Raw genomic sequence first — 24,233 nt, forward strand, 5'->3', positions numbered from 1 at the left:
TATGTTTCGGAGGTTGGCTCCAAGATCTTTGACAAATGCTGCGGCGCATACACTTGGCAGAAAGTGGTTTCTATGACGTGTAAATTCGGATCAGAGTGATCGGGCGCTTCGTCGAAACGCACAGGGTCGCGACAATAGGACCTTTAACTAACCGACAAAATGAAGGGCTAAGGCATGGGACAGAGCAGGCATGAGGGCGAAACAGTCACGGCCAGTTTCTTTAACCCAGACATAAACTGCTGGCGGGTGAGGCAGGCCGAGCGCCTGGCGCTGGTCGTCGATGGTGAAGATTACTTTGCAGCATTGCGGCAGATCGTCCTGCAGACCCAGCGTGAGCTGCTTCTTATCGGGTGGGACTTCGATTTTGAGATCGAGATGTTGCCAGGCGAGAGCGACGATGACGGTAACGCACCCGATGGCCTGCCAAACCAGGTAGGTGCCTTTCTGGAGGCGGTCGTCGAGCGGACGCCCGACCTGCAGGTCTATATCCTGAAGTGGAACGGCGCGGTCGTTGTGGCGCCCGGCCGTATGCTTTCCACCGCAGCGGTCTATGTGACCAGCAGTGATCAAATCCATTTTGCGCTGGACGGTCATCATCCCTTTGGTGCCTGTCATCACCAGAAAATAATTGTGGCCGACAACACCTTCGCGTTTTGCGGCGGCATCGATGTGACGGAGAATCGGTGGGATACGCACGGCCATCTCCCTGATGATCCGCGCCGTGTTGGCAAGGACGGGGAAAAGCTGGGCCCATGGCATGATGCAACAACTGCGCTGACGGGCCCGGTTGCCGAAGCGCTTGGTGACCTGTCTCGTGCGCGCTGGTTCCGGGCAACCGGTGAGACTCTGATAGCGCCTAACATGGCCGCACATGAAATATGGCCCGACAGTCTCCCGATCGAGGCAACCCAAGTCGATGTTGCGATCGCCCGCACCGAGCCGCCCTACGACGGCGAGCCGCTTATCAATGAGATCGAGTGCCTGTTTCTGGATAGCATCCGCGCCGCTCGCGACACGATCTATATCGAGTCACAATACCTGACGACCAAGACGATCTGTGATGCGCTGCACGAGCGGTTAACGGATGACAATCCGCCCGAGATCATCTGCATCAACCCAGAAGCGGCCCTGTCCGAATTCGAAGATCAGTCAATGCACGTCCTGCGTGCGCGCGCCATTAACCGCCTGCGAGGGGCAGATCGCTCGGACCGGTTCCGCATTTATCACCCTGAAAACAGCGCAGGCGAGCCGATCTATGTCCACGCCAAGGTCATGGTTGTGGATGATGCAATCCTGATCATCGGGTCCAGCAACCTGAATGACAGGTCGATGGGCTTCGACACGGAATGCAACGTCGCGCTTCATGGTCATGCTGAGCTGATCTCCGGTTTTCGGGATCGGCTGCTATCCGAGCATCTGGGCGTATCGCAGGAGAAATTTGCGGAAACATTGCGCCGCGAAGGATCCGTCATAACAGCGATCGAGCATTTGAACGATCTGCACAGCCGTGGCTTGCGGCCCATCGTGGCATTGCCGGAAAGCTGGATGGGTAAGCTCCTCGCGGACACTCGTCTGATGGACCAGCGATATTTCGCGCACGACAATAGCAATGCGGGGCAGGGCATTCGCCCTCGTCATATTGCTATTGGAGCGGCGGGAGTTGCCGCTGCCTATGTCGCGGTCAGACTGTGGATGCACTGGCGTCTTAAGTAACGCGCCGCTCAATTTTCAAAATTATAATGGCAGATAGATTCGGGCTGAGAGACGCAAAACATCAGTAGCGCTCCCCCCCGAGGTCATTAATATCAAATTGTTGAACCGCTAAATTGGATGGCAGAGCAGCCGCCACTGTTACGAAGTTCCGTCTTTGTTCGACAAAGGTCCGCTGGTGGTTACGGCTGATAGTTCTTTGTTTGTGGTTTCCGAAATGGATTTGCAATCCGCTACGCCACCACTCCGCCTTTGCATTTCTGCGTAGTGTGGGGTGAGGGTAACGAATGATGCTGGCTGCGCCCCAAGGGTTCTTGTACCGTTGCTCAAATCGTCCTGCTGTGGCACATCAGAGTTCAGACATATGCCCCTCGCAAGGACTCCGAGCCCATGACCGATTTCAAGGCCGCCCGAACCGCAATGGTTGATTGCCAGATCCGCCCATCCGATGTGACACGCTTTCCGATTATTCAAGCCATGTTGACCGTACCACGTGAGGAATACCTGCCGAGCGAGGCGCAGGCGATTGCCTATATGGGTGAGCATGTCGATATCGGGGCAGGGCGCGTATGCTTGGACCCGCGCGTACTGGCGAAACTGATCGACGCTCTGGCGATTCAGCCCCATGATTTGGTGCTCGATATCGGATGTGGTCATGGCTACTCCACAGCGATTATCGCACGCATTGCTGAGGCTGTTGTCGCGCTGGAGGAAGATGAATCTCTGGCGGATGCGGCGTCGTCTACTCTCGCCGCGCAGGGTGTTGATAATGCCGTTGTGGAGCGTGGGCCGCTGGCCGCTGGTGCCGCGTCGCATGGCCCCTATGATGTGATTGTCTTTCAGGGTGGAGTAGAGTCCTTACCCACTGATATCGTGGACCAATTACGCCCGAATGGCCGGATCGCCATGATCCAGATGGATGGTGCGCTTGGCGTTGCAAAGCTGGGTGTTAAGGGCGCTAACGGTATCACGTGGCGGCGCAGCTTTGATGCAACCGCGCCGGTGCTTCCTGGATTTTCTGCCGAGAAAGCATTTGTTTTCTGAGCCAGCGTGGGGTTGAGTTCGGAGTTAAGTGAACCGAGATCACTAAACTCGGCTGGATAGTATAAGGATTTCGCAATGAAGCGTATTGCAACACGGTTTGCATCTACACTTTCGGTAGCAGCATTGATGGTGGGGACGCTGGGCGTCGCGCAGGCGGAAACGCTGACTGATGCGATGGTTCAGGCCTATAACAGCTCGCCTACACTAGATGTTTCGCGCGCTGCATTGCGCTCCGCTGATGAAAGCGTTCCGCAGGCGCGTGCGGGTTTGCGACCCAGCGTTTCGGCATCTGCCAGCGCAACTCTGACCACGAGCAACGACCGGTTTTTTGCGGGTAGCAACGATTACGCAGATTCGCAAAGTCTCGACCTTAACGGCGACTGGACGATTTTTGACGGTGGCGAAACAGCAGCGGCTGTCGATGCGGCCTTGGCAACGGTTGATAGCTTGCGCGCCTTGTTGATGGTGCAGGAGCAATCGGTTCTGCTGGATACGGTTACGGCCTATCTAGATGTGCGCCGCGATCTGCAATTTGTATCCCTCGCGCAGAACAACGTGCGTGTGATTACCCGTCAGCTTCAGGCCGCGTCCGACCGGTTTGAGGTGGGTGAGGTGACGCGAACCGATGTCAGCCAAGCGCAGGCCGCTTTGGCCGCCGCGCAAACCAATCTGGTTTCGAATTTGGGTGCACTAGAATTATCGCGCAACTCCTATACTGCTGTGGTCGGTGTTGACCCGTCCGACCTCGCCCCTCCACCCAGCTTGCCTGAACTGCCCGGTAGCGAGGCAGAGGCAATGGAGATCGCAAACGCGAATCATCCATTGCTGACCTCTGATCGGGCCGAGGTTGCTGCGGCAGAGTTTCGCGTAACGCAGGCGCGTGCAAATTTCCGCCCGACCGTTGCCTTGAACGGTAACGTATCGCTCGATAACAGCTTTGACAGCACATCTGGCGGCGGGCAGGTCAGTGGCCGTTCTACGCAGGTTGGCGCGAGCGTCGTGGTGCCATTGTATCAGGGCGGTGCCTTGTCGAGCGCAGTGCGTCAGCGGGTTGCGCAGCTAGAGCAAGCGCAGGCTGAACTGAACGATACAGCACGCCTGATCCAGCAGCAGGTTTCGACCGCATGGACCAGTCTGACCGTCGCACGATCCTCGATCACCTCCAGCCGCCAGCAGATCACCGCAGCGCGCGTTGCGTTTGAGGGTATCGTGGAGGAGGCGCGTCTCGGTGCACGGACCACACTCGATGTGCTTGATACGGAACAGGATTTGCTGAACGCGCAGTCCAATCTGGTTTCCGCACAGCGCGACGAATATGTTGCAGCCTACACGCTGCTATCTGCCCTTGGGCTGTTGACGGTAGATCACTTGGGTTTGCCGGTGGACGCCTACGATCCCAACATCTACTTTAACGATGTTGAGGATGGCCCCTTCGCACCCAATCGCGGCGCTGTGCTCGATCGGGTTCTGGGCCGTAACTGAGGAAACGCAAGTATGACCAACGGCGATGACGGCGTGGAGCGCAGCGTCAGTGACGTGCTTGCGGCAATTCGTGCACGCGTGCAGGCGGAAGAGGCCGGTTTTTCGGCGCGCCCGCAGGCGGGCGATGCAGCACCCATGCGTTTGGGGGCTGAGCAACAGGTCGAAGATGCCGACAGTGGTGGTGATGTCACCCCACTGCGGCTGGATGCACCCGTTGCTGTGGCCAGCCTTCGGCTGGACACGCCAGTTAGCGAGCCAAACGAGGTCGTGGAAATCGAGGAGGTGCCAGAGGCTCCTCATGTCGAGATTGAGGATGACGCGGATCAGCAGCCCTCAGCCACAGTTACGCCCCTATTCGGCAAGCGGCCTGTAGAACCGGAAGCGACTGTCGAGGATGAAGTCGAGAGCGTGGCGAATCCCGAATATGACGTTTGGACGCCCAAACCTGACACGCCGCCCAGTGAATACGATGTCTGGACCCCACAGGCCTATGCCGAACCAATTGCTGAGGTAACTGCCCCTGTTGAGGTAGAAACATCAGCAATTGATGAAACAGAGATTCGCGCGATCGTGCGCGAGGTTCTGGTCGGTGTGGATATCGGTACGCATGAGGAATTGCGCGCCGAAATCCGCGCAATCGTTGCCGAGGAGTTGCGCGGTGCGCTCGGCGATGAAATCGCGCGATCCATACGCAAGACGATCCGAAAGGACATTGTTCGGGCGTTCAAGGATCGTGGTTTAAACTGACTGCTTTCCCTTAGCGCCGTCGCCCGCTAAACCGCATCCGAGACCGGATGAGGGAATTTACGCATGGCGATGGATAAAAATTTCGACGCGAGCACCAGCGAAGCTGCAATCGCAACTGCTTGGGAACAGGCGGGGGCCTTTCGGGCAGGGGCCAACGCAAAACCAGGTGCGGACCCGTTCTGCATCATGATCCCGCCACCGAATGTTACAGGCTCATTGCATATGGGCCACGCATTCAACAACACGTTGCAGGATATCCTGGTGCGTTGGCACCGGATGCGCGGGTTCGATACGCTGTGGCAGCCGGGGCAGGATCATGCCGGCATCGCCACGCAGATGGTTGTCGAGCGGCAATTGGCCGAGCGGAATGAACCGGGTCGGCGCGATCTGGGCCGTGAAAAATTCCTCGAAAAGGTCTGGGACTGGAAAGAAGAATCCGGCGACACGATCATCGGGCAGCTAAAACGCCTGGGCGCATCCTGTGATTGGGATCGTAATGCGTTCACCATGTCCGGTACTTTCCCCGATGCGGTCATCAAAACCTTCGTTGAGATGTACGAAGCAGGTTTGATCTATCGCGGTAAACGATTGGTTAACTGGGATCCGAAATTCGAGACTGCGATTTCGGACCTGGAGGTCGAAAACCGCGACGTTAACGGCCACATGTGGCACTTTAAATACCCCCTCGCAGGTGGTGAGACATATGAATATGTCGAAAAGGACGAGGACGGTAACGTCACGCTGCGCGAAACACGGGACTATATCTCGATCGCGACAACACGCCCTGAAACCATGCTGGGCGACGGTGCGGTTGCTGTGCATCCGGATGATGAGCGCTATGCGTCCATCGTAGGCAAGCGCTGTGAAATCCCCGTTGGGCCAAAGGAAACACGCCGCCTGATCCCGATCATCACCGACGAATATCCCGACATGGATTTCGGTTCGGGTGCTGTGAAAATTACCGGCGCGCACGATTTCAACGATTACCAAGTGGCCAAGCGGGGCGGCATTCCATTGTATCGCCTGATGAACACGGTTGCCGCGATGCGTGACGATGGCCTCAGCTATGCTGACAGCGCCACCGCGGCACAGCACTTGCTGGAGGGGGATACCGCCTCCGAGGCTGAGGTGGACGAGATCAATCTCGTACCGGACGAGTATCGCGGTCTGGACCGGTTTGACGCACGCAAAAAGATCGTGGATGCTATCACCGCTGAAGGGCTGGCCGTAATGGTCCCGAACCCCGCCGCCATTGATGCGGATGAGGACGCGGAGCCCGTTCGCAGCCATATTCCTCTGGTGGATAACAAGCCGATCATGCAGCCCTTTGGCGATCGCTCCGGTGTGGTGATTGAGCCGATGCTGACCGATCAGTGGTTCGTGGATGCCGCAAAACTGGCTGGCCCGGCAATGGAGGCGGTTCGGTCCGGTGAGACGCAAATCCTGCCCGAGCGGGATGCGAAGGTCTATTTCCACTGGATGGAGAACATCGAGCCGTGGTGCATTTCCCGCCAGCTATGGTGGGGCCACCAGGTGCCGGTTTGGTTCGACGCTGATGGCAATCAATATTGCGCCGTGAACGAGGAAGAGGCGCAGGCCAAGGCCGGAGCAGGGGTGCAGCTAACGCGTGATCCCGACGTTCTGGATACATGGTTCTCCTCCGGCCTGTGGCCAATGGGCACGCTGGGCTGGCCCGAGCAGACAGCGGAGTTGGAGAAATACTATCCTACCTCCGTGCTGGTCACCGGCTTTGACATCATCTTCTTCTGGGTTGCCCGGATGCTGATGATGGGCAAGCAGATGGACCCGCAGAGCCGTGCACCGTTCCACACTGTCTATGTGCACGCGTTGGTGCGCGATGAGCGTGGTCAGAAGATGTCGAAATCCAAGGGTAACGTGCTCGACCCACTGGACCTGATTGATCAGTACGGCGCGGATGCGGTGCGCTTTACCCTGTCGTCCATGGCGGCAATGGGGCGCGACCTGAAACTGTCGATCCAGCGGATCGAGGGCTATCGAAACTTCGGCACCAAGCTGTGGAACGCCACCCGCTTTGCCGAAATGAACGATGCTAAGCCGGTCGGCCAGCCCGATCCACAGGCAAAGGTGAACCGTTGGATCATGGCCGAAACGGCCAAGGCAAAGGACGAGGTAGACGCAGCTCTGGCCGCATACCGCTTCAACGATGCGTCCAGCGCGCTTTACGCTTTTGTCTGGGGCACGGTTTGCGATTGGTATGTTGAGTTCGCCAAGCCGCTCTTCGCAGGCGATCAGGCCGAGGAAACCCGCGCAACAATGGCGTGGGTTATCGATCAGTGCTTGATCCTGCTGCACCCGTTCATGCCCTTCATCACCGAGGAGCTGTGGAAGGGGATCGCCGAGCGGCCTGAGATGCTCGTCACCACCGACTGGCCTGAATATGGGGACCTTAGCGATGATGATGCTGAGGCGGAAATGGGCTGGGTTCGCGCCTTGATCGAGGAAATCCGTTCCGTGCGGTCCGAGATGAACGTGCCGGGCAGTGCGAAAACCGGCCTTGTGCTGGTGGCGGCTGATGATCAAACGCGCCAGCGGTTCGAGGATAACCGCACGCTGGTTGAGCGTCTGGCCCGGGTTGAGGGTGTAAACTATGCAGATGCCGTGCCAGAGGGCGCGGTCACGCTGGGCCTAGCCGGTGCAACGGTTTGCCTGCCACTTGCTGGCTTGGTGGATGTTAAGGCGGAGGAGGCGCGGCTGGACAAGGCCCTCGCCAAATTGGCCAAGGAAATCGGCGGCCTGAACGGCAAGCTGAAAAACGAAAAGTTCCTCGCCAAGGCGCCAGAGGATGTGGTCGCTGAACAGCGCGCACGCCTCGTCGCCGCAGCGGAGGAAGCCGATAAACTGCGCGCCGCGCAAATTCGGGTAAGGGCACTCGCATGAACCAGCACGAAGACGTTCAATACGGACGCTATTTCATCCGCACTGCAACGATAGGTGATCACGCGCGGGCAACCGCCTTTGCCGATGGGGTCGAGGGCCCCATCGCGCAGGCGGAGGCCGACACACCAGAGGATGCGATCGAAACGCTGTGCGACATGCTCGACCGTCGTGATGGTGATCGCGAGGCCGCGCGGCGCAAAATCGGCAAGTTCACCGTGCCAACGTCCAAGGAGTACGGTGAAGCCTGGGCAACGCTCGACCTCGCGCCAAAGCTGCACGCCATGGCGCTGGCCCATGCGGCCGCAGGTGATGAGGGCATGACGGCAGTTGAGCTGGCCGCCGCCGCTGGATACCCGACACCCGCCGGTGTGAACCTGCAATACGGGATGCTGGGGCGTGAGATTGCGGATGCGCTCGACATGGATCTGCCCGAAACGCTCGCTTATAAGGGCGCTGATGCTGCAATCGGTCTGGTCGGCTGGAAGGGTACGGAGCGTGAGGACGGTGCGTTCGTCTGGGTCATGCACCCGGAGCTGCGCAAGGTCGTCGCATGAGCGGCCCACGCTACACACCACTTGCCGCGTCTCTGCCGTCCACGGTCCCCTTTGTGGGGCCGGAGACACAGGAGCGCGCGCGTGGCAGTGCATTCGCCGCACGGCTCGGCGCGAATGAAAGCGCATTCGGTCCGTCGCCTAAGGCAATCGCGGCAATGGCGGATGCCGCTGCGGAGAGCTGGAAATACGGGGATCCCGAAAATTACGACCTGCGCTCTGCGTTAAGCACTCACCTCGACGTGCCCATGGACGCTATTGTCGTGGGTGAGGGGATCGACGGTCTGCTCGGCTATCTCGTCCGGCTGCTGATCGGTGTTGGGGATGCCGTTGTGACGTCCATGGGCGCCTATCCTACGTTCAACTACCATGTGGCGGGATTTGGCGGGGAGTTGCACGCGGTTCCCTATAAGGGCGATTACGAGGATCCCGATGCCTTACTCGAAATGGCACGGCAGGTTGATGCCAAGCTGATCTATTTCGCAAATCCCGACAATCCAATGGGCACATGGCACGATGCGGCCACGGTACAGCGACTGATTGACGGCCTGCCGGATGGATGCGTGCTGTGTCTGGATGAGGCCTATGGCGAGTTTGCGCCAGAGGGAGCCTTGCCTGTGATAGATGTCGCGAACCCAAATGTTATCCGCATGCGTACTTTTTCCAAGGCATACGGGCTGGCCGGTGCGCGAGTTGGCTATGCTATAGGGCACCCTGAGCTGGTTTCCGCCTTTGGTAAGGTGCGGAACCATTTTGGCGTGAACCGCGTTGCTCAAGCAGGTGCGTTAGCTGCCTTGCAGGATCAGGCGTGGTTGGCCGATGTGGTGGCGCAAACCGCTGCCGCGCGTGACGCATTGGCGGCGATCGCAACTGGCCTCGGGCTACAGCCGATCCCCTCCGCAACGAACTTTGTGACAATTGATTGCGGTAAAGGTGTGGAGCGCGCGAAAGCGATTCTTGATTCGCTTGTTCAGGCGGGATGCTTCGTTCGGATGCCATTTGTCAGTCCGCAGAATCGGTGTGTGCGTGTTTCGGCAGGAAAAGAACGAGAACTTAATCTTCTTAAGGCGGAGTTAACGGCCGCACTTTCATCTCTAGGTAGTAAAGCGCGCTAATCACTCGCCTCCTTAAAGACCTCGTTAACTATTGCGGGCCAGTTTGGGTGCAATAAGATTTTACGACCAATTTATAGATACCGAAGCATATATTTTTTGATTTTTCAATTCATTAGGGGCGCCCTGTTTTGGGGCGCCCCGATTTTTGTAAAGCCCCTGTATGCGATATTTTTCGCGCTGCGCATGAATGTTCCGATGAGGGGGTGAGTTTTGTACCGGTGGGAAAACAACTCTTGGTTGATCCACTTTGCTCCGACTTTTGGGCGCAATTTTACGCAGGTTTTGCCTGCCGTTATGGGTAATTTCACACTTGGTCTGGATGTGACTACTGCCCCGACTGATCGAATTGGCACGGAATTCCTGCGCGCTGATTACCGGCGGTCGCTTGAACAGAAACCTGTGATCGGATAGGCGATCACCTAAACGCGTTAGCCCATGTGAGGAGATCGATATGAGCGCACCCAAAAAGGTTGTCCTGGCCTATTCAGGCGGTCTCGACACGTCCATCATCCTCAAGTGGTTGCAGACCGAATATGGCTGCGAGGTTGTCACCTTCACCGCCGATTTGGGGCAGGGTGAAGAGCTGGAGCCAGCTCGGAAAAAAGCCGAGCTACTGGGCATCAAGCCTGAGAACATCTTCATCGAGGATGTTCGTGAGGAATTCGTGCGCGACTTCGTCTTCCCGATGTTCCGCGCAAATGCGGTTTATGAGGGGCTGTATCTGCTGGGCACCTCGATTGCGCGCCCGCTAATTTCCAAGCGTCTGGTCGAGATCGCAGCCGAAACCGGTGCTGATGCTGTCGCGCACGGCGCAACGGGCAAGGGCAACGATCAGGTTCGGTTCGAGCTGAGCGCATACGCCCTGAACCCCGACATTCAGGTCATCGCGCCGTGGCGTGAATGGGATCTGACCTCGCGCACACGGCTTCTGGAATTTGCTGAGGCGAACCAGATCCCGATTGCCAAAGATAAGCGCGGCGAGGCTCCGTTCTCCGTCGATGCAAACCTGCTGCACACTTCCTCCGAGGGCAAAGTGCTTGAGGATCCTGCGGTTGAGGCACCTGATTACGTTTATCAGCGTACGGTCCACCCGGAGGACGCGCCAGATACACCGGAATATATCGAGGTTACCTTCGCAAAGGGTGACGCAGTCGCGATCAACGGCGAAGAGATGAGCCCAGCGACCATTCTGACCAAGCTGAACGAGTTGGGCGGAAAGCATGGCTGCGGTCGTCTCGATTTGGTTGAGGGACGTTATGTCGGTATGAAGTCGCGCGGTGTATATGAGACGCCCGGCGGCACCCTGCTGCTAGAGGCGCATCGTGGTATCGAGTCGATCACGCTGGATCGCGGCGCTGCGCACCTCAAGGATGAGCTGATGCCGCGATACGCAGAGCTGATCTATAACGGCTACTGGTACAGCCCCGAGCGTGAGATGCTGCAAGCCGCAATCGATCACAGCCAAGAGCATGTGAACGGCACGGTCCGTATGAAGTTGTACAAGGGTAGCGCACAAACCGTTGGTCGTTGGTCCGAGGACAGCCTGTATTCCGAGCAGCACGTGACCTTTGAGGAAGATGCGGGCGCCTATGATCAGAAGGACGCCGCCGGCTTCATCAAGATCAACGCACTGCGTCTGAAGCTGCTTGCAGCACGGAACCGGCGCTGAGCTTAAAGCTCAGACCAGTCCTCGTGATAGGCTAGGGCGGATGATCCATCTACTTGTGGATGGAGAGCAATTGGTTGCGGTGCCTGAGCTACGGGCGCCGCAGCGACACGAACGATACTAAAACGACTGAGGTTGGACTCGACCGACGCAATTTGCTCCGCGAGCTTGCCCATGGAACGTGTTGTGCGTTCAGCAATGCTCGCCGTGGATTGCACACTGCTTTCCATAGCAGTGATTGCGGCGTCAATCTCACGCAGTCCTAGCATTTGTTCCTCTGCGGTGCGGGTGACTTGCGAAACTTGGCTGGCGACCGTTTTCGTTTTATCGGTGATTTCGGAGAGCATGCTGCCAGCGCGCTCAACCATTTCAACACCGCTTTCCATATTTCCCTTTGAATCTTCAATCAACGTGGCGATTCCGCTTGCTGCATCGGCGCTACGTTGTGCCAGGCGGCGAACCTCCGTCGCGACGACGGCAAAGCCACGACCTGCATCGCCAGCGCGCGCGGCCTCAACCGCGGCATTTAGGGCGAGCAGATTGGTTTGGAACGAAATCGCCTCAATAACCCCCAAGATTTCACGCATTTCGCCAGAGCCACGCGAGATTTTTCCAACTGAGGCAACAGCCGCTGCGGTCACTTCCGAGCCTTCGCTCGCCCGATTAGATAGTTGAGTTGCCTTGCTGCCTACATCGCGCAGCAAGGTTTGGCCAACCTCCAGCGACTCCGTGAATTGTTGTGTGGTTGCAGCGGTTTCCTCAATCGCGGCGGCCTGTTGCGAGGCGCGTTCCGAGACTGTGTCAGTGTCGAACAGAACCTTTGTCACGGTCTCACGTGTCATCTGCACGGCACGGTCGGTTTCGCTCAACACATCCTCTAGCGCTTGGGTTGCCTGGTTGGCAGCCGCGCTAATATCAGCAAAGCGTCCTACGCCATCAGTGGACATGCGGTGCTGCAATTTGCCATCGGATAGCGCGCGGAAATGTTGCTCGACCTGATCGACGCTCTGCTCCACCGAAACGAATAGGTGGTTGAGTTGCCCCGCAATGCGGGCAAATACCTCATCCTCAAATGCGATCGGAATGCGGGCCGAAAATTCACCGGCTGCGCCCTGTGCAATTAGATCAGAGAAGGATTGATCGAACTGCTCGATGATCCGACTGCGCTCATTACTGGCGCGGGCGGTCAATTCGGAGAGCTGGCTTTGTGCAGAAAGCGCCGATGCAGCCTCTTGCTCCGCCTCATACCGTGAGATGTTTCGCAGCTCGGTCAGGTGCTGGCGGGCGTGGTATGCTAGGATCAACGCACCACATTCCATGGATACAAATAGCGCATGCAGGCTGGTGCGGGCGATGCCACTGCTGCCGGAATATAGCAGGAATGGCAGGAAATAGCTTAGCGCAACGTGATGGGCAGCAATCGCGATGCCACCTGCAATAATGGCGGGCCGACTGTCCAATGTGCCGATAATTGCGAGAACAACAAAGAAATACATGTGTATGTCGATTTGCAGCACATGGCCGTTGAATAGCCCCAGCAAGATCATTGGCTGACCGGCCAGCGCGATTGCGACGGATACAGGCGCGCCGTATTCCTTACGCTTGGTCAGGATGACGGCAGGGGCGGCCAAGATCAGTGAGAAGATCACGGCCACTAAAATAGGCTGATCCAGAAGCCATGCGATGATTGCGATTGGCAGGGCATGCGCCGCTGCAAACCAAGCAATCAACTCAGCTGTTGAAGGACGTTTCTTGATATTGCTCACACCTGCACTCCGCACCATGTTGCCAATTGATCTAAGTTGAGTAGGACGAGGGCATCCTGATCGCGCAGCGTTCCAGCCGTTCCGGTCACAACATAGGTGCCCATGGGCCCGTTCAGGCCGCCCCAATGTCCACCTGATTGCTTAGACAGGACCTGTGGATCCAGTCGTGACCAAACCAGCAAGCTGCCGATTTGCGTGTCCGTGGGCACGAGCAAAAAAAGGGTCAGGCCCAAAAGGGTCAATCCCTGTAACATGATGGCTGGTAGCGACATCAGGAGTCCTTTCGACAATTCTCCCTCCCTAGATGCGGGCAAAGATTTAAAACTTCGTTTCCAGCTCACATTGCGATCACGTCTATGTTGCGTGGCTTGCGCCGTTGGATTGCGTGCGCCAATTTCAGCAGACACGTTTATAGGAGCTACCATGATCCGCCTTACGCTTGTTGCTGCCACGCTCGCCGCTTTGACAACATCCGCTGCCTACGCCGAGGATCGGCAGCGGGCCGTGTTTGCGGGGGGATGTTTTTGGTGCGTCGAAAGCGATTTCGACAAGCTGGAGGGCGTTCTGGAAACCACGTCCGGTTTTGCCGGCGGCACAGTTGTTAACCCGACCTATCGGCAGGTCACTGCGGGTGGCACAGGGCATCGCGAGGTTGTTGAGATCGTCTATGACGGTAATATCGTGGATTTTGAGACGCTTGCCGAATATCTGCTGCGCACGATCGATGTGACGGATGCAGGTGGGCAATTTTGTGATCGCGGGTTCGGCTATTCCTCGGGGATCTATGCCCAAACCGACGCACAATTCGTAGCATCCACCGCAGTGATTGCCGAATTATCAGCCGAGTTGGGTCAGCCCATTGTGACCGAGGTGGTCGAGGGTGGCACCTTTTACCCGGCCGAGGAATATCATCAGGATTACTACCTGAAAAACCCGCTGCGCTATCGCTATTACCGTGCCAGCTGCGGGCGAGATCGGCAGGTAGAGCGCATCTGGGGTGAGCACGCCGCCAAGATTAATTGAGCGGAATTTCATTCCCCGATTTTCCTGCCTGATAGGCATCCGACAATTCAGCATATGCGGCAGTAATGCGCGCCGCCTGTGCGATCAATTCGGGGTCATCCCCGATCAGATCTGCAATCGCGCTTGCCTTGAAAAAGGCATTGTCGCGCCGGTATTCACCAGCCTCCAAATCATAAAGCTCCTTCATGATTTGGAGGTCATGGGGAATGCCAAAACCGTCGCGGCTGTCCTCGTGGCTGAAGAAGTAGGCGTAATTGTCAAAACCGGCCCATGTGATGGCGGACATACACATCGTGCACGGCTCATGCGTCGATAGGAAAATCAGGCCATCGGTGGGTGGGGTTCCTGCCATCTCGTAGAACTGCTTGAGGGTGTGAACCTCACCATGCCAAAGCGGGTTGTCGGTTTCGGCATTGGTTCCCGCAATCACCAGCGACAGATCCGATTTGCGCAGGATCGCCGCGCCGAACACCTTATCACCGCGCGCCACACCGGTTTTGGTGAGAGGGATGATGTCATTCTCGATCACATCAAGCAGGCGCGCGGCTAGGGTCATGGGGCTCTCCAATTCGTTCAGCTTACGATGCAGCAGCTAGGGTCAGTTGGAAAGCCCGATCAGATCGCGCCGCCTAAATGCAGCGCCAAACCGATGGCGGCACCGCTGCCGATCAACACCAGAACCGATGGTTTCAGGCGCCACGTCATCAGTGCAAACACAACCACTAGGGCCAGTTTCAACCAATCCGGCTGTCCGATGAAATCCGGCCACAACGCCGCCTGTGCCAGATAAAAGGCGAGGTTCAGGACAACACCGACCACAGCCGCCGAAACACCGGCCAGCGCCTGCCGGATCCAACGCCGCCGCTGGATGCTTTCCACATGCGGCGCGGCGGCGAGGATCAACATAAAGCTGGGCGCAAAGGTGTAAAAACACGCAAGCGCCGCGGTCAGCACCCCGAACCCTGTCGCCGAATGCCCCGCAAAGAACCCTGCATAGACGTTTACAAGGATCAGTGGGCCGGGTGTTGCCTCGGCAATGGCCAGGCCGTTCAGCATCTGCTCGGGCGACAGCCAGCCATAACTGTCCACCGCACGTTCCGCCACATAGGGCAGCAGGGCATATGCGCCGCCAAAGCTGACAAATGCCGCGCTCAGAAACAACTCCGCCACGCCGTCAAACGGATCGACACCGAAACACAGACGCACAGCCCAATACACCAGAGCGACCGCAAGGATGCTGACCACAATTATCCGCGCGGTCGATCCACGGGCAGGCGGTGTTGCGGGGATGTCAGGCTGCGGGACAGGGGGCAGCAAAAATCCTGCGAGGGCCGCAACCAGCATTACAATCGGAAAGCTCAGCCCCAGAATGGCCAATGCACCAAAGGCGAGGGCTGCCAGCGCCCAATGCCGCGCACCCTTCAGCGACCGCCCAGATAGCGACATCACCGCCTTTGCCACGATCACCAGCACGGCTGGTTGAATTCCGTAAAAGAGTGCGGCAACTGGCCCGCTATCCCCCTTGGTCGCGGCGATCCATGCCAAGGCTATCATCAGCGCCGTTCCTGGTAGAATAAACGCCAGCCCTGCGGCCAATCCGCCCCAGATGCCATGCAGGCGCCAGCCCAGCCATGTGGCCAACTGCTGCGCCTCTGGTCCCGGCAGCAGCATCGCGACATTCAGACCGCGCTGAAATGCGGCTGCATCGATCCAGCCGCGACGTGTCACCAGCTCCTCCTGCATCAACGCGATCTGGCCCGCAGGACCGCCAAAGGACAGCAGGCCAATCCGCAGATAAACGCCGAGCGCTTGGGAAAGTTTGACGGTGCTCATGCGAAATCCTCCATGCGAGCGCCAGTAGCAGCCAGTGCCGCGAATCCGCCTATGACATATTTGGCATCAACCCCGTGAATACGGGCGAGGGCGCAGGCGAATTGGCTGACCTCATGCCCATGAACGCAATAGATTAGCGTTGATCCCCTGGGCATCGCGCTTGCCTGCTGGTGGTCCAGGGTCATGGGGTTGATCCAGATCGCACCCTGTACGCCGATAGCGCCACGGGCCTGCTCCTTGCGTACGTCAATCAAGACAGGCGGTTGGCTGGTGTTGAGGGCTGCGATTGCATCCTCGGCACTGATATTGGGCAGTTGGTAATTGGTCACGTTTCACGCTCCCTTTCTGTGGGGCCGCGCGATGCTTGGGCCCGAATACCTGAAAGGCGGGGCCGAAGTCCGGGAGATCGCCATGTCCCGCAGGACGTTCTTATGCCAATGTCGGGCAAGTGTGAAGCTATGATGACGCGAGGCGACCATGCAGATCGACCACCTGGTTTTTGCCGCTGCGGATTTGCAGACGGGCCGTGAATGGATGACACGTATGTTGGGCGTGCCGCCGGGCGGCGCGGGGCAGCACCCGCTGATGGGCACGCATAACGCGCTGTGGTCCTTGGGCGATTGTTATCTGGAGGTTATTGCGGTTGACCCAGCGGTTACCGCACAGCGAACCCGATGGTTCGGGCTGGATGATCCGGCGGTGCAAAAATCGCTGGCAGATGGCCCGCGCCTGTTAACATGGGTTGCTAGGGTGAATGACTTGCATCAACGCTTGCACGAGATCGCGCTGCCGGTTGGGCCAGCGGTGCGTGTAACACGGGCAGGGTTACATTGGGATCTGAGTGTTCGCGATGATGGGGCGCTTTTGCAGGGTGGCCGTGTGCCAACCCTGATTGAATGGCCGGCCGATGTCGTTACACCGGAAATCAGCCTGCCTGATGGCGGTGTGAGTTTGGAAAACATAGCCATTTCTGACGCTTCCGCGCCGTTGTTAACAGCGGTGGCTGATGTGCCAAAGGTTCAGCACATCGCCAGTGGACCCGCGTTGCGCGCGACCTTTGCCACGCCACGCGGGTCCGTCACGCTAACGTCCTAGAACGAGTACAGGTTGTTGATGATTATGGTTTGCAGCGCATAAAGCCCGAAAAACACCACCAGCGGGGCAAGGTCCAATCCGCCCATATTGGGCAGGAAATTCCGGATGCGGCCATAGATCGGCTCCAGCAAGCGGTTCAGGCCCGACCAGATTTGATAAACCAGCGGTTGATGCAGGTTCAGCACGTTGAACGTAATCAGCCAGCTCATCACCACATGTGCGATGACGATGTAGTAAAAAATCTTAATGGCATAAAGTAGGATCATCAGGATGGATGTCATGAGCGCGGGCCTTTCAGGTGGTCATCGCTCACGGGTCGGAGCGTCGAAAATCGTTCGCAAGAGGTAGTCGCCACCGGCAAATCCTGCAAGAGTAGCCGTCATACTCGCATGGGAGAGAGAGCATGTATCCGTTCGTAAGGCTCGCATGGCATATGTTTCAGGCTGGCCGCAAACCGGACTTGCCGACCGGCGGATTGCACGAATCCACGCATATCTGTTGGCCGTGGGACATCGACATGTTCGGCGAAATGAACAATGGCCGCGTGCTGAGCATTTATGATCTGGGGCGTATCCCATGGGGTTTTCGCACCGGCCTTGCCCGTGCGCTACGCCGTCGCGGTTGGGGGCTGACAACAGCGGGTGCCAATGTTCGCTATCGTCGGCGTATCCTGCCGCTCCGTCGTTATGTGATGCGGTCGCGCGCATTAGGGCACGATGAGCGGTTCATCTATCTGCATCAAAGCATTTGGCGGGGCGACGATTGCCACGCCCATGTCGTCTACAGGATAGCGACCACCGGCGCGCGGCGAATGGTGCCAATTGCCGAGGTGCTGGAGGAGATGGGCGATCCTGACTGGTGCCCCGAATTGCCCGAATGGGTCCAGCAATGGATCGATGTCGAGGCCGCGCGCCCATGGCCTCCTGAAAGCTGATTGCGCCCTTGATCTGAACCACGCGGCACTGTCCTATTGTGCAAATTGAATCGAGAGGAATGCAGGTGGCCGAAGTCAAAAAACGTGGCGTCTTTGCATGGATGCTTGCTGATTGGGCGGGGCAGCCGTTCCACACCTTGTGCATTACCTTTGTGTTCGCGCCCTACTTCGTTGAATTCGGGCTGGGTGGTGGCGATCAGGCGCAGGCGACATGGGGCTATATGACCGGCACTGCGGCGTTGATCGTTGCGATTTTCGCGCCGATATTAGGCGCGATGGCTGATGTATCCGGCCCGCGCAAGCCGTGGATTGCGGCACTATCTGCGCTGCATGTGATTGCTGTGGCCGCGCTATGGTTCGGCATACCCGCGATGAGCGACCCAACGATAATTTTGATTGCCTTTGCCGTGGCGATCATCACGACGGAACTGGCGTTTATCTTTCTCAACGCGATGCTGCCTGATCTGGGGCCACAGGATCAGATTGGCCGGATTTCAGGCTCGGCATGGGCGATGGGCTATCTGGGCGGGCTGGCCTCGCTTATTCTGGTGCTGGGCCTGATGGTTGGCGATGCGGAAACGGGGCTGACGATGCTGGGGGGCACTCCGATCCTCGGCCTTGATCCGATCACAGCTGAGGGAAACCGCGCCGCCGGTCCGTTTTCGGCCCTATGGTATGCAGTGTTCATCATCCCGCTGTTTTTGTTCACAGCGGATACCAAGCGTAAGCCGGTTGCGGTCTCTGCACGGCTTGGCCTGCAAGAGTTGGGGCGCATGGTTCGCAACCTGCCATCGCGGCCATCGCTGATGTCGTTCCTGCTGTCGTCGATGTTCTACCGCGATGCGTTGGCGGCTCTATATGCCTTTGCCGGTATCTATGCGGCAGGGGTGTTGGGCATTGGCGTGATCGAACTGGGCATTTTCGGCATCCTCGCGAATTTCACCGGCGCGCTGGGTGCGTGGATTGGCGGCAAGTTTGACAGTCGTTTCGGGCCCAAACCAGTGGTGACGATCAGTGTGGCCGCATTGGCGCTGTTCTCACTGATCCTGACGCTGACAACCGCGACCAGTTTCATTGGCTTTGATCTGGGTGAGGGCAGTGAAGTGCCAAAGCTGATCTTTTTCATTCTCGGCGGCTTGATTGGCGCGGCGGGCGGTGCCTTGCAGGCGTCGTCACGCTCACTGATGGTGCGTCAGGCCAGCGATCCGGCGATTATGACGCAGAGCTTTGGCCTATACGGGCTGGCGGGCAAGGCAACGGCGTTTCTGGGCCTGTTCCTGATCGGTTTCGTGACCGACATCACGGAATCGCAGCGGCTGGGCGTGACGCCGGTGGTGGGATTGTTCGTGCTAGGGCTGCTGTTGCTATACTATGTTCGGCCGCAGGGGGATGAAAAACAATGACTCGATATTTGACGAAGGTAACGCTGGCCTTGGGCCTGACGCTGGCTACATGGACCGGAACCGCACAGGCACAAACCGAGGCGCGGCAGTTGTTCGGCGCGGCGCGGGACTCGTCGGCGCAGGTGGCGCAGCCGCTAGGTTCCTATGCGCGCGGATGTGTGGCGGGGGCGGTGCAATTGCCGGAAACGGGGCCGACCTGGCAGGCGATGCGCCTTAGCCGAAACCGGAACTGGGGCCATCCGGACATGATCAGCTTTATCTGGCGGTTCAGCCAACAGGTGGTCACGGATGCCGGCTGGAACGGGATTTATGTGGGCGATATCAGTCAACCGCGTGGTGGGCCGATGCTCAGCGGCCATGCCTCGCACCAAATGGGGTTGGACGCGGATATCTGGATGCTGCCACCTGAACGGCTGGATCTGACGGAGCTGGAGCGTGAAAACCTCAGCTCCATTTCGATCCGGTCCGAGGATCAGCGCAGCGTTAATGCCAACTGGACCGCGGGCCATATGGCGGTTTTGCGAGCGGCGGCATCCGACCCTGCTGTTGCGCGGATTTTCGTGACTGCGGCGGCCAAGCAGGAGATGTGCCGCACCGCGGGTGAGGATCGCGCTTGGCTGCGTAAAATCCGACCATGGTGGGGGCATAACTATCATTTCCACGTGCGGCTGAATTGCCCCGAGGGCGCGACCAATTGCCAGAACCAAGCGGCCATTCCCGCAGGCGATGGATGCGATGAAACATTAGCGTGGTGGACGTCAGAGGAAGCGTTGAACCCACCGCCAGCCGCGCCCGGTACCCCCGCGCCGACACCGCGCAGGCAGCTAACGATGGCAGACTTGCCACAGCAATGCGCCACGGTGCTTGCGAATTGAGCCGCAGCCTACTGCTGGTAATGGCCCTGCTGGGCGGTTGCGTCGCGGCGCAGGCCGATACTGCGCAACGTGTGTCACAGATTGAATGGAACGGGCAGGGCGCTGAATTTGGCGGCCTGTCCGGCTTGTTGATAGGGCCGGACGGTCAATCCCTGATCGCGGTGAGTGATAAGGGGCTGCTGATCACGGCGGCCCTGCAACGGGATGCTGATGGCACGCTGCGTGGCGTGGTGGAGCAGGAGCGTCACCGCCTGATCTCACCCGCCGGTCAGGTGATGTTCGACAAGGACGCCGACGCGGAATCCTTGGCATGGCAGGGGGATCGCCTGCTGATCTCGCTGGAGCGGCGCAACGCTATCTGGGCATATGATGCGCTAGGCGGCACACCGGTTGAGGTGCCGGTGCCACAGGGGATTACCGCGCTACAATTCAATTCGGGGGTGGAGGCGATGGCCAACCTGCCGGACGGCACCGTGCTGGCTATTCCCGAACGATCAGGTGCGTTGGATCGCCCTTTCCCCGTGTTTCGCCTGCGCGATGGTGTTTGGGATTCCGACCTGCAAATCCCTCGCGAACCGCCCTATCTGCCAACGGCCGCCGATATCGGGCCGGATGGGCGGTTATATGTGTTGGAGCGGGACTTTACCGGATTAGGCTTTCGGGTGCAGGTCCGCAGCTTTGCCATCGGGGATCAGATCACCGATATGCAGCGCGTGCTAAGCCCGACCACGGATATGGATAATGCCGAGGGGATGGACATCTGGCGCGACCCCGCTGGGCAATTGCGCATGACAATCATCTCCGATGACAACTTCCTGTTCCTGCAACGCACATTGCTGACAGAATACGTGCTGAACGCTGCCGATTGATTGCACCGTGACGCGGCCTCGCCTATAGGGCAGGAGAGATTTTTTCCGAAAGGGACCGACATGACCGCTCAGCTTGAAACCGCAATCGACGCCGCATGGGAAAACCGTGCAGAGATTTCGCTGACCACCACCGGCGAAGTTCGCGATGCCGTAGATGAAACGCTGAACGCGCTGGACAATGGATCGCTGCGCGTGGCCGAGCCGCGCGACGGTGGCTGGCATGTGAACCAGTGGGCGAAAAAGGCGGTTCTGCTGTCCTTCCGTCTGAACGACATGGAAACCATTGCTGGCGGAAATGGCAACTCAACATGGTGGGACAAGATCCCGTCCAAGTTTGAAGGCTGGGGCGACAACCAGTGGCGCGATGCAGGTTTCCGCGCAGTTCCCGGTTCGATCGTGCGACGCTCCGCCTATGTGGCAAAGGGCGTGGTTCTGATGCCTTCGTTCGTGAATATCGGAGCCTATGTTGATGAGGGCACGATGGTTGACGGATGGGCAACGGTCGGTTCCTGCGCACAGATCGGCAAAAATGTGCACCTGTCCGGCGGCGTTGGCATTGGCGGCGTGCTGGAGCCGATGCAGGCGAACCCGACGATCATCGAGGATAACTGCTTTATCGGCGCGCGCTCCGAGGTGGTTGAGGGCGTGATCGTGCGTGAGGGTTCCGTTCTGGGCATGGGCGTTTACATCGGCCAGTCGACCAAGATTGTGGACCGCGACAGTGGTGAGGTTTTCTACGGCGAAGTGCCACCTTACTCCGTCGTTGTTTCCGGCTCGATGCCCTCCAAAAACGGCGTTCACCTTTACTGCGCGGTGATCGTAAAGCGTGTGGATGAGAAGACCCGCTCGAAAACATCCGTCAACGACCTGCTGCGCGACTAAGGTGCCTCCGGCGGGGATATTTGGAGAATGCGATGAGTAAGAAAGAAAGCCGCCAGCAGGTTTATACCCTGCTGGTGGAAATCGGACGCTCGCCCGAGGATGATTTGCCGAAAAAGGCCACGGGTGGCGCGATGATGCTATACTCCACCGGCGTGGATGAGGCTGAGGCCGTGCGTGAAGCTGTCGCGATCCTGAAACAAGCTGGCCTGTCCCCGCTGGATGTCACCGGTTACGGCACCCCTGATGAGCGTGAAGCCGACGGTCATGAGATTGACGCGGCGGAGCGTGAGTTGATGGATCGTGCCCTGGCCGAAAACGCGGTCGTGATTGCGCAGATGACCCCCTATTACGACTGAGGATACCATGGCCAAACGCATTCTGTTCACCGGTGGTTCGGGCAAGGCAGGGCGGCATGTTGCGCCATGGTTGCGCGATGCAGGACATCATGTCGTCAACGCGGATCTGACGCCGCTCGGTGCGCAGGGGATCGATGATCGTTATGTTGATGTGACCGATAGCGGGCAAGTTTTTGGCGCGCTGTTACAGCATGCCAATATGTCGGAGTTTGAGGGTGGTGCGGCGCAACCCTTTGACGCGGTAGTGCATTTCGCCGCCGTTCCGCGTGTGCTGTTGACCTCTGACGCGGAATGCTACCGCGTGAACACCATCGGCACCTATAATGTGATCGAGGCGGCGGTAAAACTGGGCATTCGTAAGGTCATCATTGCGTCCTCCGAAACCGTTTATGGCACCTGCTTTGCTGAGGGGTATTTGCCCCCGGCGCGCCTGCCCGTGACCGAGGATCAGGACGTTGCCCCGCATGACAGCTACGCCATGTCCAAGGTTTGTAACGAGGTTACCGCCCGCAGTTTTCAGGCGCGCAGCGGTGCCGATATTTATGTGCTGCGTATCGGCAACGTGATCGAACCCCATGAATACGATCAGTTTCCCGCATTTTTCGCGCAGCCGGAAATGCGAAAACGTAACATCTTCAACTATGTCGATGCCCGTGATCTGGGCCAGATTGTGCATCGTGGGGTGCAGGTGGACGGTTTGGGCTACTGTGTGTTTAACGCGGCTAATGACACCAATTCTGCAAATATTCCTGCGGCGCGACTTGCCGCGACCTATTTTCCCGATGTCCCGCTCGATCCGGTTGAGGGGGATGAAGCGCTATTTTCAAATGCTCGCATCCGCGATGAGCTCGGTTTTGTTGAAGAACATAACTGGCGGCGCTACGTGCAGGGCTAACAAATCAAGGATTTTTCTATGAAGCGTAATCGCCTTGGCACGTCCGATCTGGACGTTAGCGAAATCTGTCTCGGCTCCATGACATGGGGCACTCAAAATACTGAGGCGGAGGGTCACGCGCAGATCGACCGTGCGTTGGAGCGGGGCGTCAACTTCATCGACACCGCCGAGATGTACCCGACCACACCGCTGAGCGCGGAGACTTGCACCCGCACCGAGCAGATTATCGGCTCGTGGGTGGCAAAATCCGGCCGTCGTGACGACGTGATCCTCGCGACGAAAATCGTGGGCAAGGGTTTTGACAAAATGCGTGATGCGGGTGCGATCACGCCCGAGCTGATCGATCTGGCGGTGGATGGTTCGCGCAAACGGCTGCACGCAGATACGATCGACCTGTACCAGTTGCACTGGCCAAATCGCGGCCATTTCCATTTCCGCCGTCAGTGGCGCTATGACCCGACGGGTCAGGATCGGGCCGAGGTGCGCGACGATCTGCGACGCACGCTGGAGGCACTGAGCAATCAGGTGGAAAAGGGTAATATCCGCTATATCGGTGTTTCGAACGACACGACGTGGGGTATTGCCAAGATGCTGGAAATCGCGCGTGAGGAGGGCTTCCCCCGCGTTGTCAGCACGCAAAACGAATACTCCCTGATGTATCGTCACCACGATACCGACCTTGCTGAATTGTCGCATCATGAGCAGGTGGGGCTGTTATCCTATTCTCCCATCGCCTGCGGATTGCTGAGCGGTAAATATTCCGGCAATGCCATCCCGAAGGGGTCGCGCCGCGATGTGTCCTCGCCCGATCTGGGTGGTCGGATGTCGGAAACGTGTCTACAGGCGGCGGATGATTACGTTGCCTTAGCGCGTGCGCATTGCTTGGATCCGGTACAAATGGCGCTGGCATTCTGTCTGGGTCGCCCGTTCATGGCCTCCACGATCATTGGTGCAACTTCGCTGGAGCAGTTGGACATCGCGCTGGGATCTGCTGATGTTACGCTCAGTGATGAGGTGCTGGACGGTATCGACAAACTGCACCGCAAATGGCCGTTTCCTTACTAGGCG

General features: G+C 58.2%; 25 protein-coding genes. 18 read left to right on the plus strand and 7 right to left on the minus strand.

What is annotated here, in order from left to right; genetic code table 11:
- Window positions 1-147 precede the first annotated feature (147 nt).
- Window positions 148-696 (minus strand): hypothetical protein, encoded by a 549-nt coding sequence (locus CR254_RS18195; protein WP_245851455.1) that lies wholly within the window; start codon window positions 694-696, stop codon window positions 148-150.
- Here CR254_RS18195 and CR254_RS06185 point away from each other — a divergent pair.
- The 8 genes from CR254_RS06185 (at window position 670) to CR254_RS06220 (ending at window position 11,237) form a co-directional block, all read left to right on the plus strand.
- Window positions 670-1,713, plus strand: coding sequence for a phospholipase D-like domain-containing protein (locus CR254_RS06185; protein WP_245851458.1), 1,044 nt, complete (start codon window positions 670-672; stop codon window positions 1,711-1,713). The genes CR254_RS18195 and CR254_RS06185 overlap by 27 nt on opposite strands.
- A 387-nt stretch (window positions 1,714-2,100) precedes the next feature.
- Window positions 2,101-2,754: a protein-L-isoaspartate O-methyltransferase family protein gene (locus CR254_RS06190; protein ID WP_097928979.1), complete on the plus strand. Its 654-nt coding sequence runs from the start codon at window positions 2,101-2,103 to the stop codon at window positions 2,752-2,754.
- A 75-nt stretch (window positions 2,755-2,829) separates the two neighbouring features.
- A complete protein-coding gene (locus CR254_RS06195; protein ID WP_097928980.1) occupies window positions 2,830-4,236 on the plus strand; it encodes a TolC family outer membrane protein in 1,407 nt (468 codons plus the stop codon).
- A 12-nt stretch (window positions 4,237-4,248) separates the two neighbouring features.
- Window positions 4,249-4,983, plus strand: coding sequence for a hypothetical protein (locus tag CR254_RS06200; RefSeq protein ID WP_097928981.1), 735 nt, complete (start codon window positions 4,249-4,251; stop codon window positions 4,981-4,983).
- A 63-nt stretch (window positions 4,984-5,046) separates the two neighbouring features.
- On the plus strand, window positions 5,047-7,902 hold the full coding sequence (locus CR254_RS06205) for a valine--tRNA ligase (RefSeq protein ID WP_097928982.1): 2,856 nt from the start codon (window positions 5,047-5,049) through the stop codon (window positions 7,900-7,902).
- Window positions 7,899-8,456, plus strand: coding sequence for a hypothetical protein (locus CR254_RS06210; RefSeq protein ID WP_097928983.1), 558 nt, complete (start codon window positions 7,899-7,901; stop codon window positions 8,454-8,456). The genes CR254_RS06205 and CR254_RS06210 overlap by 4 nt, the downstream gene beginning before the upstream one ends.
- Window positions 8,453-9,568, plus strand: a complete 1,116-nt coding sequence (locus tag CR254_RS06215; protein ID WP_097928984.1) for a pyridoxal phosphate-dependent aminotransferase — start codon at window positions 8,453-8,455, stop codon at window positions 9,566-9,568. Before CR254_RS06210 ends, CR254_RS06215 begins: the two co-directional genes overlap by 4 nt.
- 451 nt (window positions 9,569-10,019) lie before the next feature.
- Window positions 10,020-11,237 (plus strand): argininosuccinate synthase, encoded by a 1,218-nt coding sequence (locus tag CR254_RS06220; protein WP_097928985.1) that lies wholly within the window; start codon window positions 10,020-10,022, stop codon window positions 11,235-11,237.
- Window positions 11,238-11,239: 2 nt separating this feature from the next.
- Here CR254_RS06220 and CR254_RS06225 read toward each other — a convergent pair whose 3' ends face one another.
- Both CR254_RS06225 and CR254_RS06230 read right to left on the minus strand, forming a co-directional pair.
- Window positions 11,240-13,000, minus strand: coding sequence for a methyl-accepting chemotaxis protein (locus tag CR254_RS06225; RefSeq protein WP_180955905.1), 1,761 nt, complete (start codon window positions 12,998-13,000; stop codon window positions 11,240-11,242).
- Window positions 12,997-13,272, minus strand: coding sequence for a hypothetical protein (locus CR254_RS06230; protein ID WP_097928987.1), 276 nt, complete (start codon window positions 13,270-13,272; stop codon window positions 12,997-12,999). Before CR254_RS06230 ends, CR254_RS06225 begins: the two co-directional genes overlap by 4 nt.
- A gap of 151 nt (window positions 13,273-13,423) precedes the next feature.
- On the opposite strand from CR254_RS06230, the gene msrA reads away from it, so the two are divergent.
- Complete coding sequence (gene msrA / locus CR254_RS06235) at window positions 13,424-14,023, plus strand: peptide-methionine (S)-S-oxide reductase MsrA (protein WP_097928988.1); 600 nt, start codon at window positions 13,424-13,426, stop codon at window positions 14,021-14,023.
- On the opposite strand, the gene CR254_RS06240 is transcribed toward msrA, so the two are convergent.
- From CR254_RS06240 to CR254_RS06250, 3 genes are read right to left on the minus strand one after another with little or no spacing between them, the layout of a single operon-like run.
- The gene (locus CR254_RS06240) at window positions 14,016-14,579 is read right to left on the minus strand and encodes a deaminase (RefSeq protein WP_097928989.1); all 564 of its coding nucleotides are present in this window, start codon (window positions 14,577-14,579) and stop codon (window positions 14,016-14,018) included. The two genes, msrA and CR254_RS06240, sit on opposite strands and share 8 nt — an antisense overlap.
- 59 nt (window positions 14,580-14,638) lie before the next feature.
- The gene (chrA, locus tag CR254_RS06245) at window positions 14,639-15,856 is read right to left on the minus strand and encodes a chromate efflux transporter (RefSeq protein WP_097928990.1); all 1,218 of its coding nucleotides are present in this window, start codon (window positions 15,854-15,856) and stop codon (window positions 14,639-14,641) included.
- The gene (locus CR254_RS06250; protein ID WP_097928991.1) at window positions 15,853-16,185 is read right to left on the minus strand and encodes a rhodanese-like domain-containing protein; all 333 of its coding nucleotides are present in this window, start codon (window positions 16,183-16,185) and stop codon (window positions 15,853-15,855) included. Before CR254_RS06250 ends, chrA begins: the two co-directional genes overlap by 4 nt.
- 148 nt (window positions 16,186-16,333) lie before the next feature.
- Between CR254_RS06250 and CR254_RS06255 the strand changes: the two genes are divergently transcribed.
- A complete protein-coding gene (locus tag CR254_RS06255; protein ID WP_097928992.1) occupies window positions 16,334-16,951 on the plus strand; it encodes a VOC family protein in 618 nt (205 codons plus the stop codon).
- Here the strand turns inward: CR254_RS06255 and CR254_RS06260 are convergent.
- Window positions 16,948-17,232 carry a YggT family protein gene (locus CR254_RS06260; RefSeq protein WP_097928993.1) on the minus strand — a complete coding sequence of 95 codons (285 nt, stop codon included), beginning with the start codon at window positions 17,230-17,232 and terminating at the stop codon, window positions 16,948-16,950. The genes CR254_RS06255 and CR254_RS06260 overlap by 4 nt on opposite strands.
- 122 nt (window positions 17,233-17,354) lie before the next feature.
- Here CR254_RS06260 and CR254_RS06265 point away from each other — a divergent pair, with 122 nt between their 5' ends.
- From CR254_RS06265 to CR254_RS06300, 8 genes are all read left to right on the plus strand, one after another.
- Complete coding sequence (locus CR254_RS06265) at window positions 17,355-17,885, plus strand: thioesterase family protein (protein WP_097928994.1); 531 nt, start codon at window positions 17,355-17,357, stop codon at window positions 17,883-17,885.
- 65 nt (window positions 17,886-17,950) lie between these two features.
- Window positions 17,951-19,288 carry an MFS transporter gene (locus tag CR254_RS06270; RefSeq protein ID WP_425440248.1) on the plus strand — a complete coding sequence of 446 codons (1,338 nt, stop codon included), beginning with the start codon at window positions 17,951-17,953 and terminating at the stop codon, window positions 19,286-19,288.
- Entirely contained in the window at window positions 19,285-20,163 is an 879-nt protein-coding gene (gene mepA / locus CR254_RS06275) for a penicillin-insensitive murein endopeptidase (RefSeq protein ID WP_097928996.1), read from the plus strand. The genes CR254_RS06270 and mepA overlap by 4 nt, the downstream gene beginning before the upstream one ends.
- Window positions 20,160-21,032, plus strand: a complete 873-nt coding sequence (locus tag CR254_RS06280; RefSeq protein ID WP_180955906.1) for an esterase-like activity of phytase family protein — start codon at window positions 20,160-20,162, stop codon at window positions 21,030-21,032. Before mepA ends, CR254_RS06280 begins: the two co-directional genes overlap by 4 nt.
- A 60-nt stretch (window positions 21,033-21,092) precedes the next feature.
- On the plus strand, window positions 21,093-21,914 hold the full coding sequence (gene dapD, locus CR254_RS06285; protein ID WP_097928998.1) for a 2,3,4,5-tetrahydropyridine-2,6-dicarboxylate N-succinyltransferase: 822 nt from the start codon (window positions 21,093-21,095) through the stop codon (window positions 21,912-21,914).
- Window positions 21,915-21,946: 32 nt separating this feature from the next.
- A complete protein-coding gene (locus CR254_RS06290) occupies window positions 21,947-22,270 on the plus strand; it encodes a DUF8846 family protein (protein ID WP_097928999.1) in 324 nt (107 codons plus the stop codon).
- A 7-nt stretch (window positions 22,271-22,277) separates the two neighbouring features.
- Entirely contained in the window at window positions 22,278-23,165 is an 888-nt protein-coding gene (locus CR254_RS06295; protein WP_097929000.1) for an NAD-dependent epimerase/dehydratase family protein, read from the plus strand.
- Between the two features lie 18 nt (window positions 23,166-23,183).
- The gene (locus tag CR254_RS06300) at window positions 23,184-24,230 is read left to right on the plus strand and encodes an aldo/keto reductase (RefSeq protein WP_097929001.1); all 1,047 of its coding nucleotides are present in this window, start codon (window positions 23,184-23,186) and stop codon (window positions 24,228-24,230) included.
- Window positions 24,231-24,233 lie beyond the last annotated feature (3 nt).

The organism is Pontivivens marinum (genome assembly GCF_900231835.1).
GTDB lineage: Bacteria > Pseudomonadota > Alphaproteobacteria > Rhodobacterales > Rhodobacteraceae > Pontivivens > Pontivivens marinum.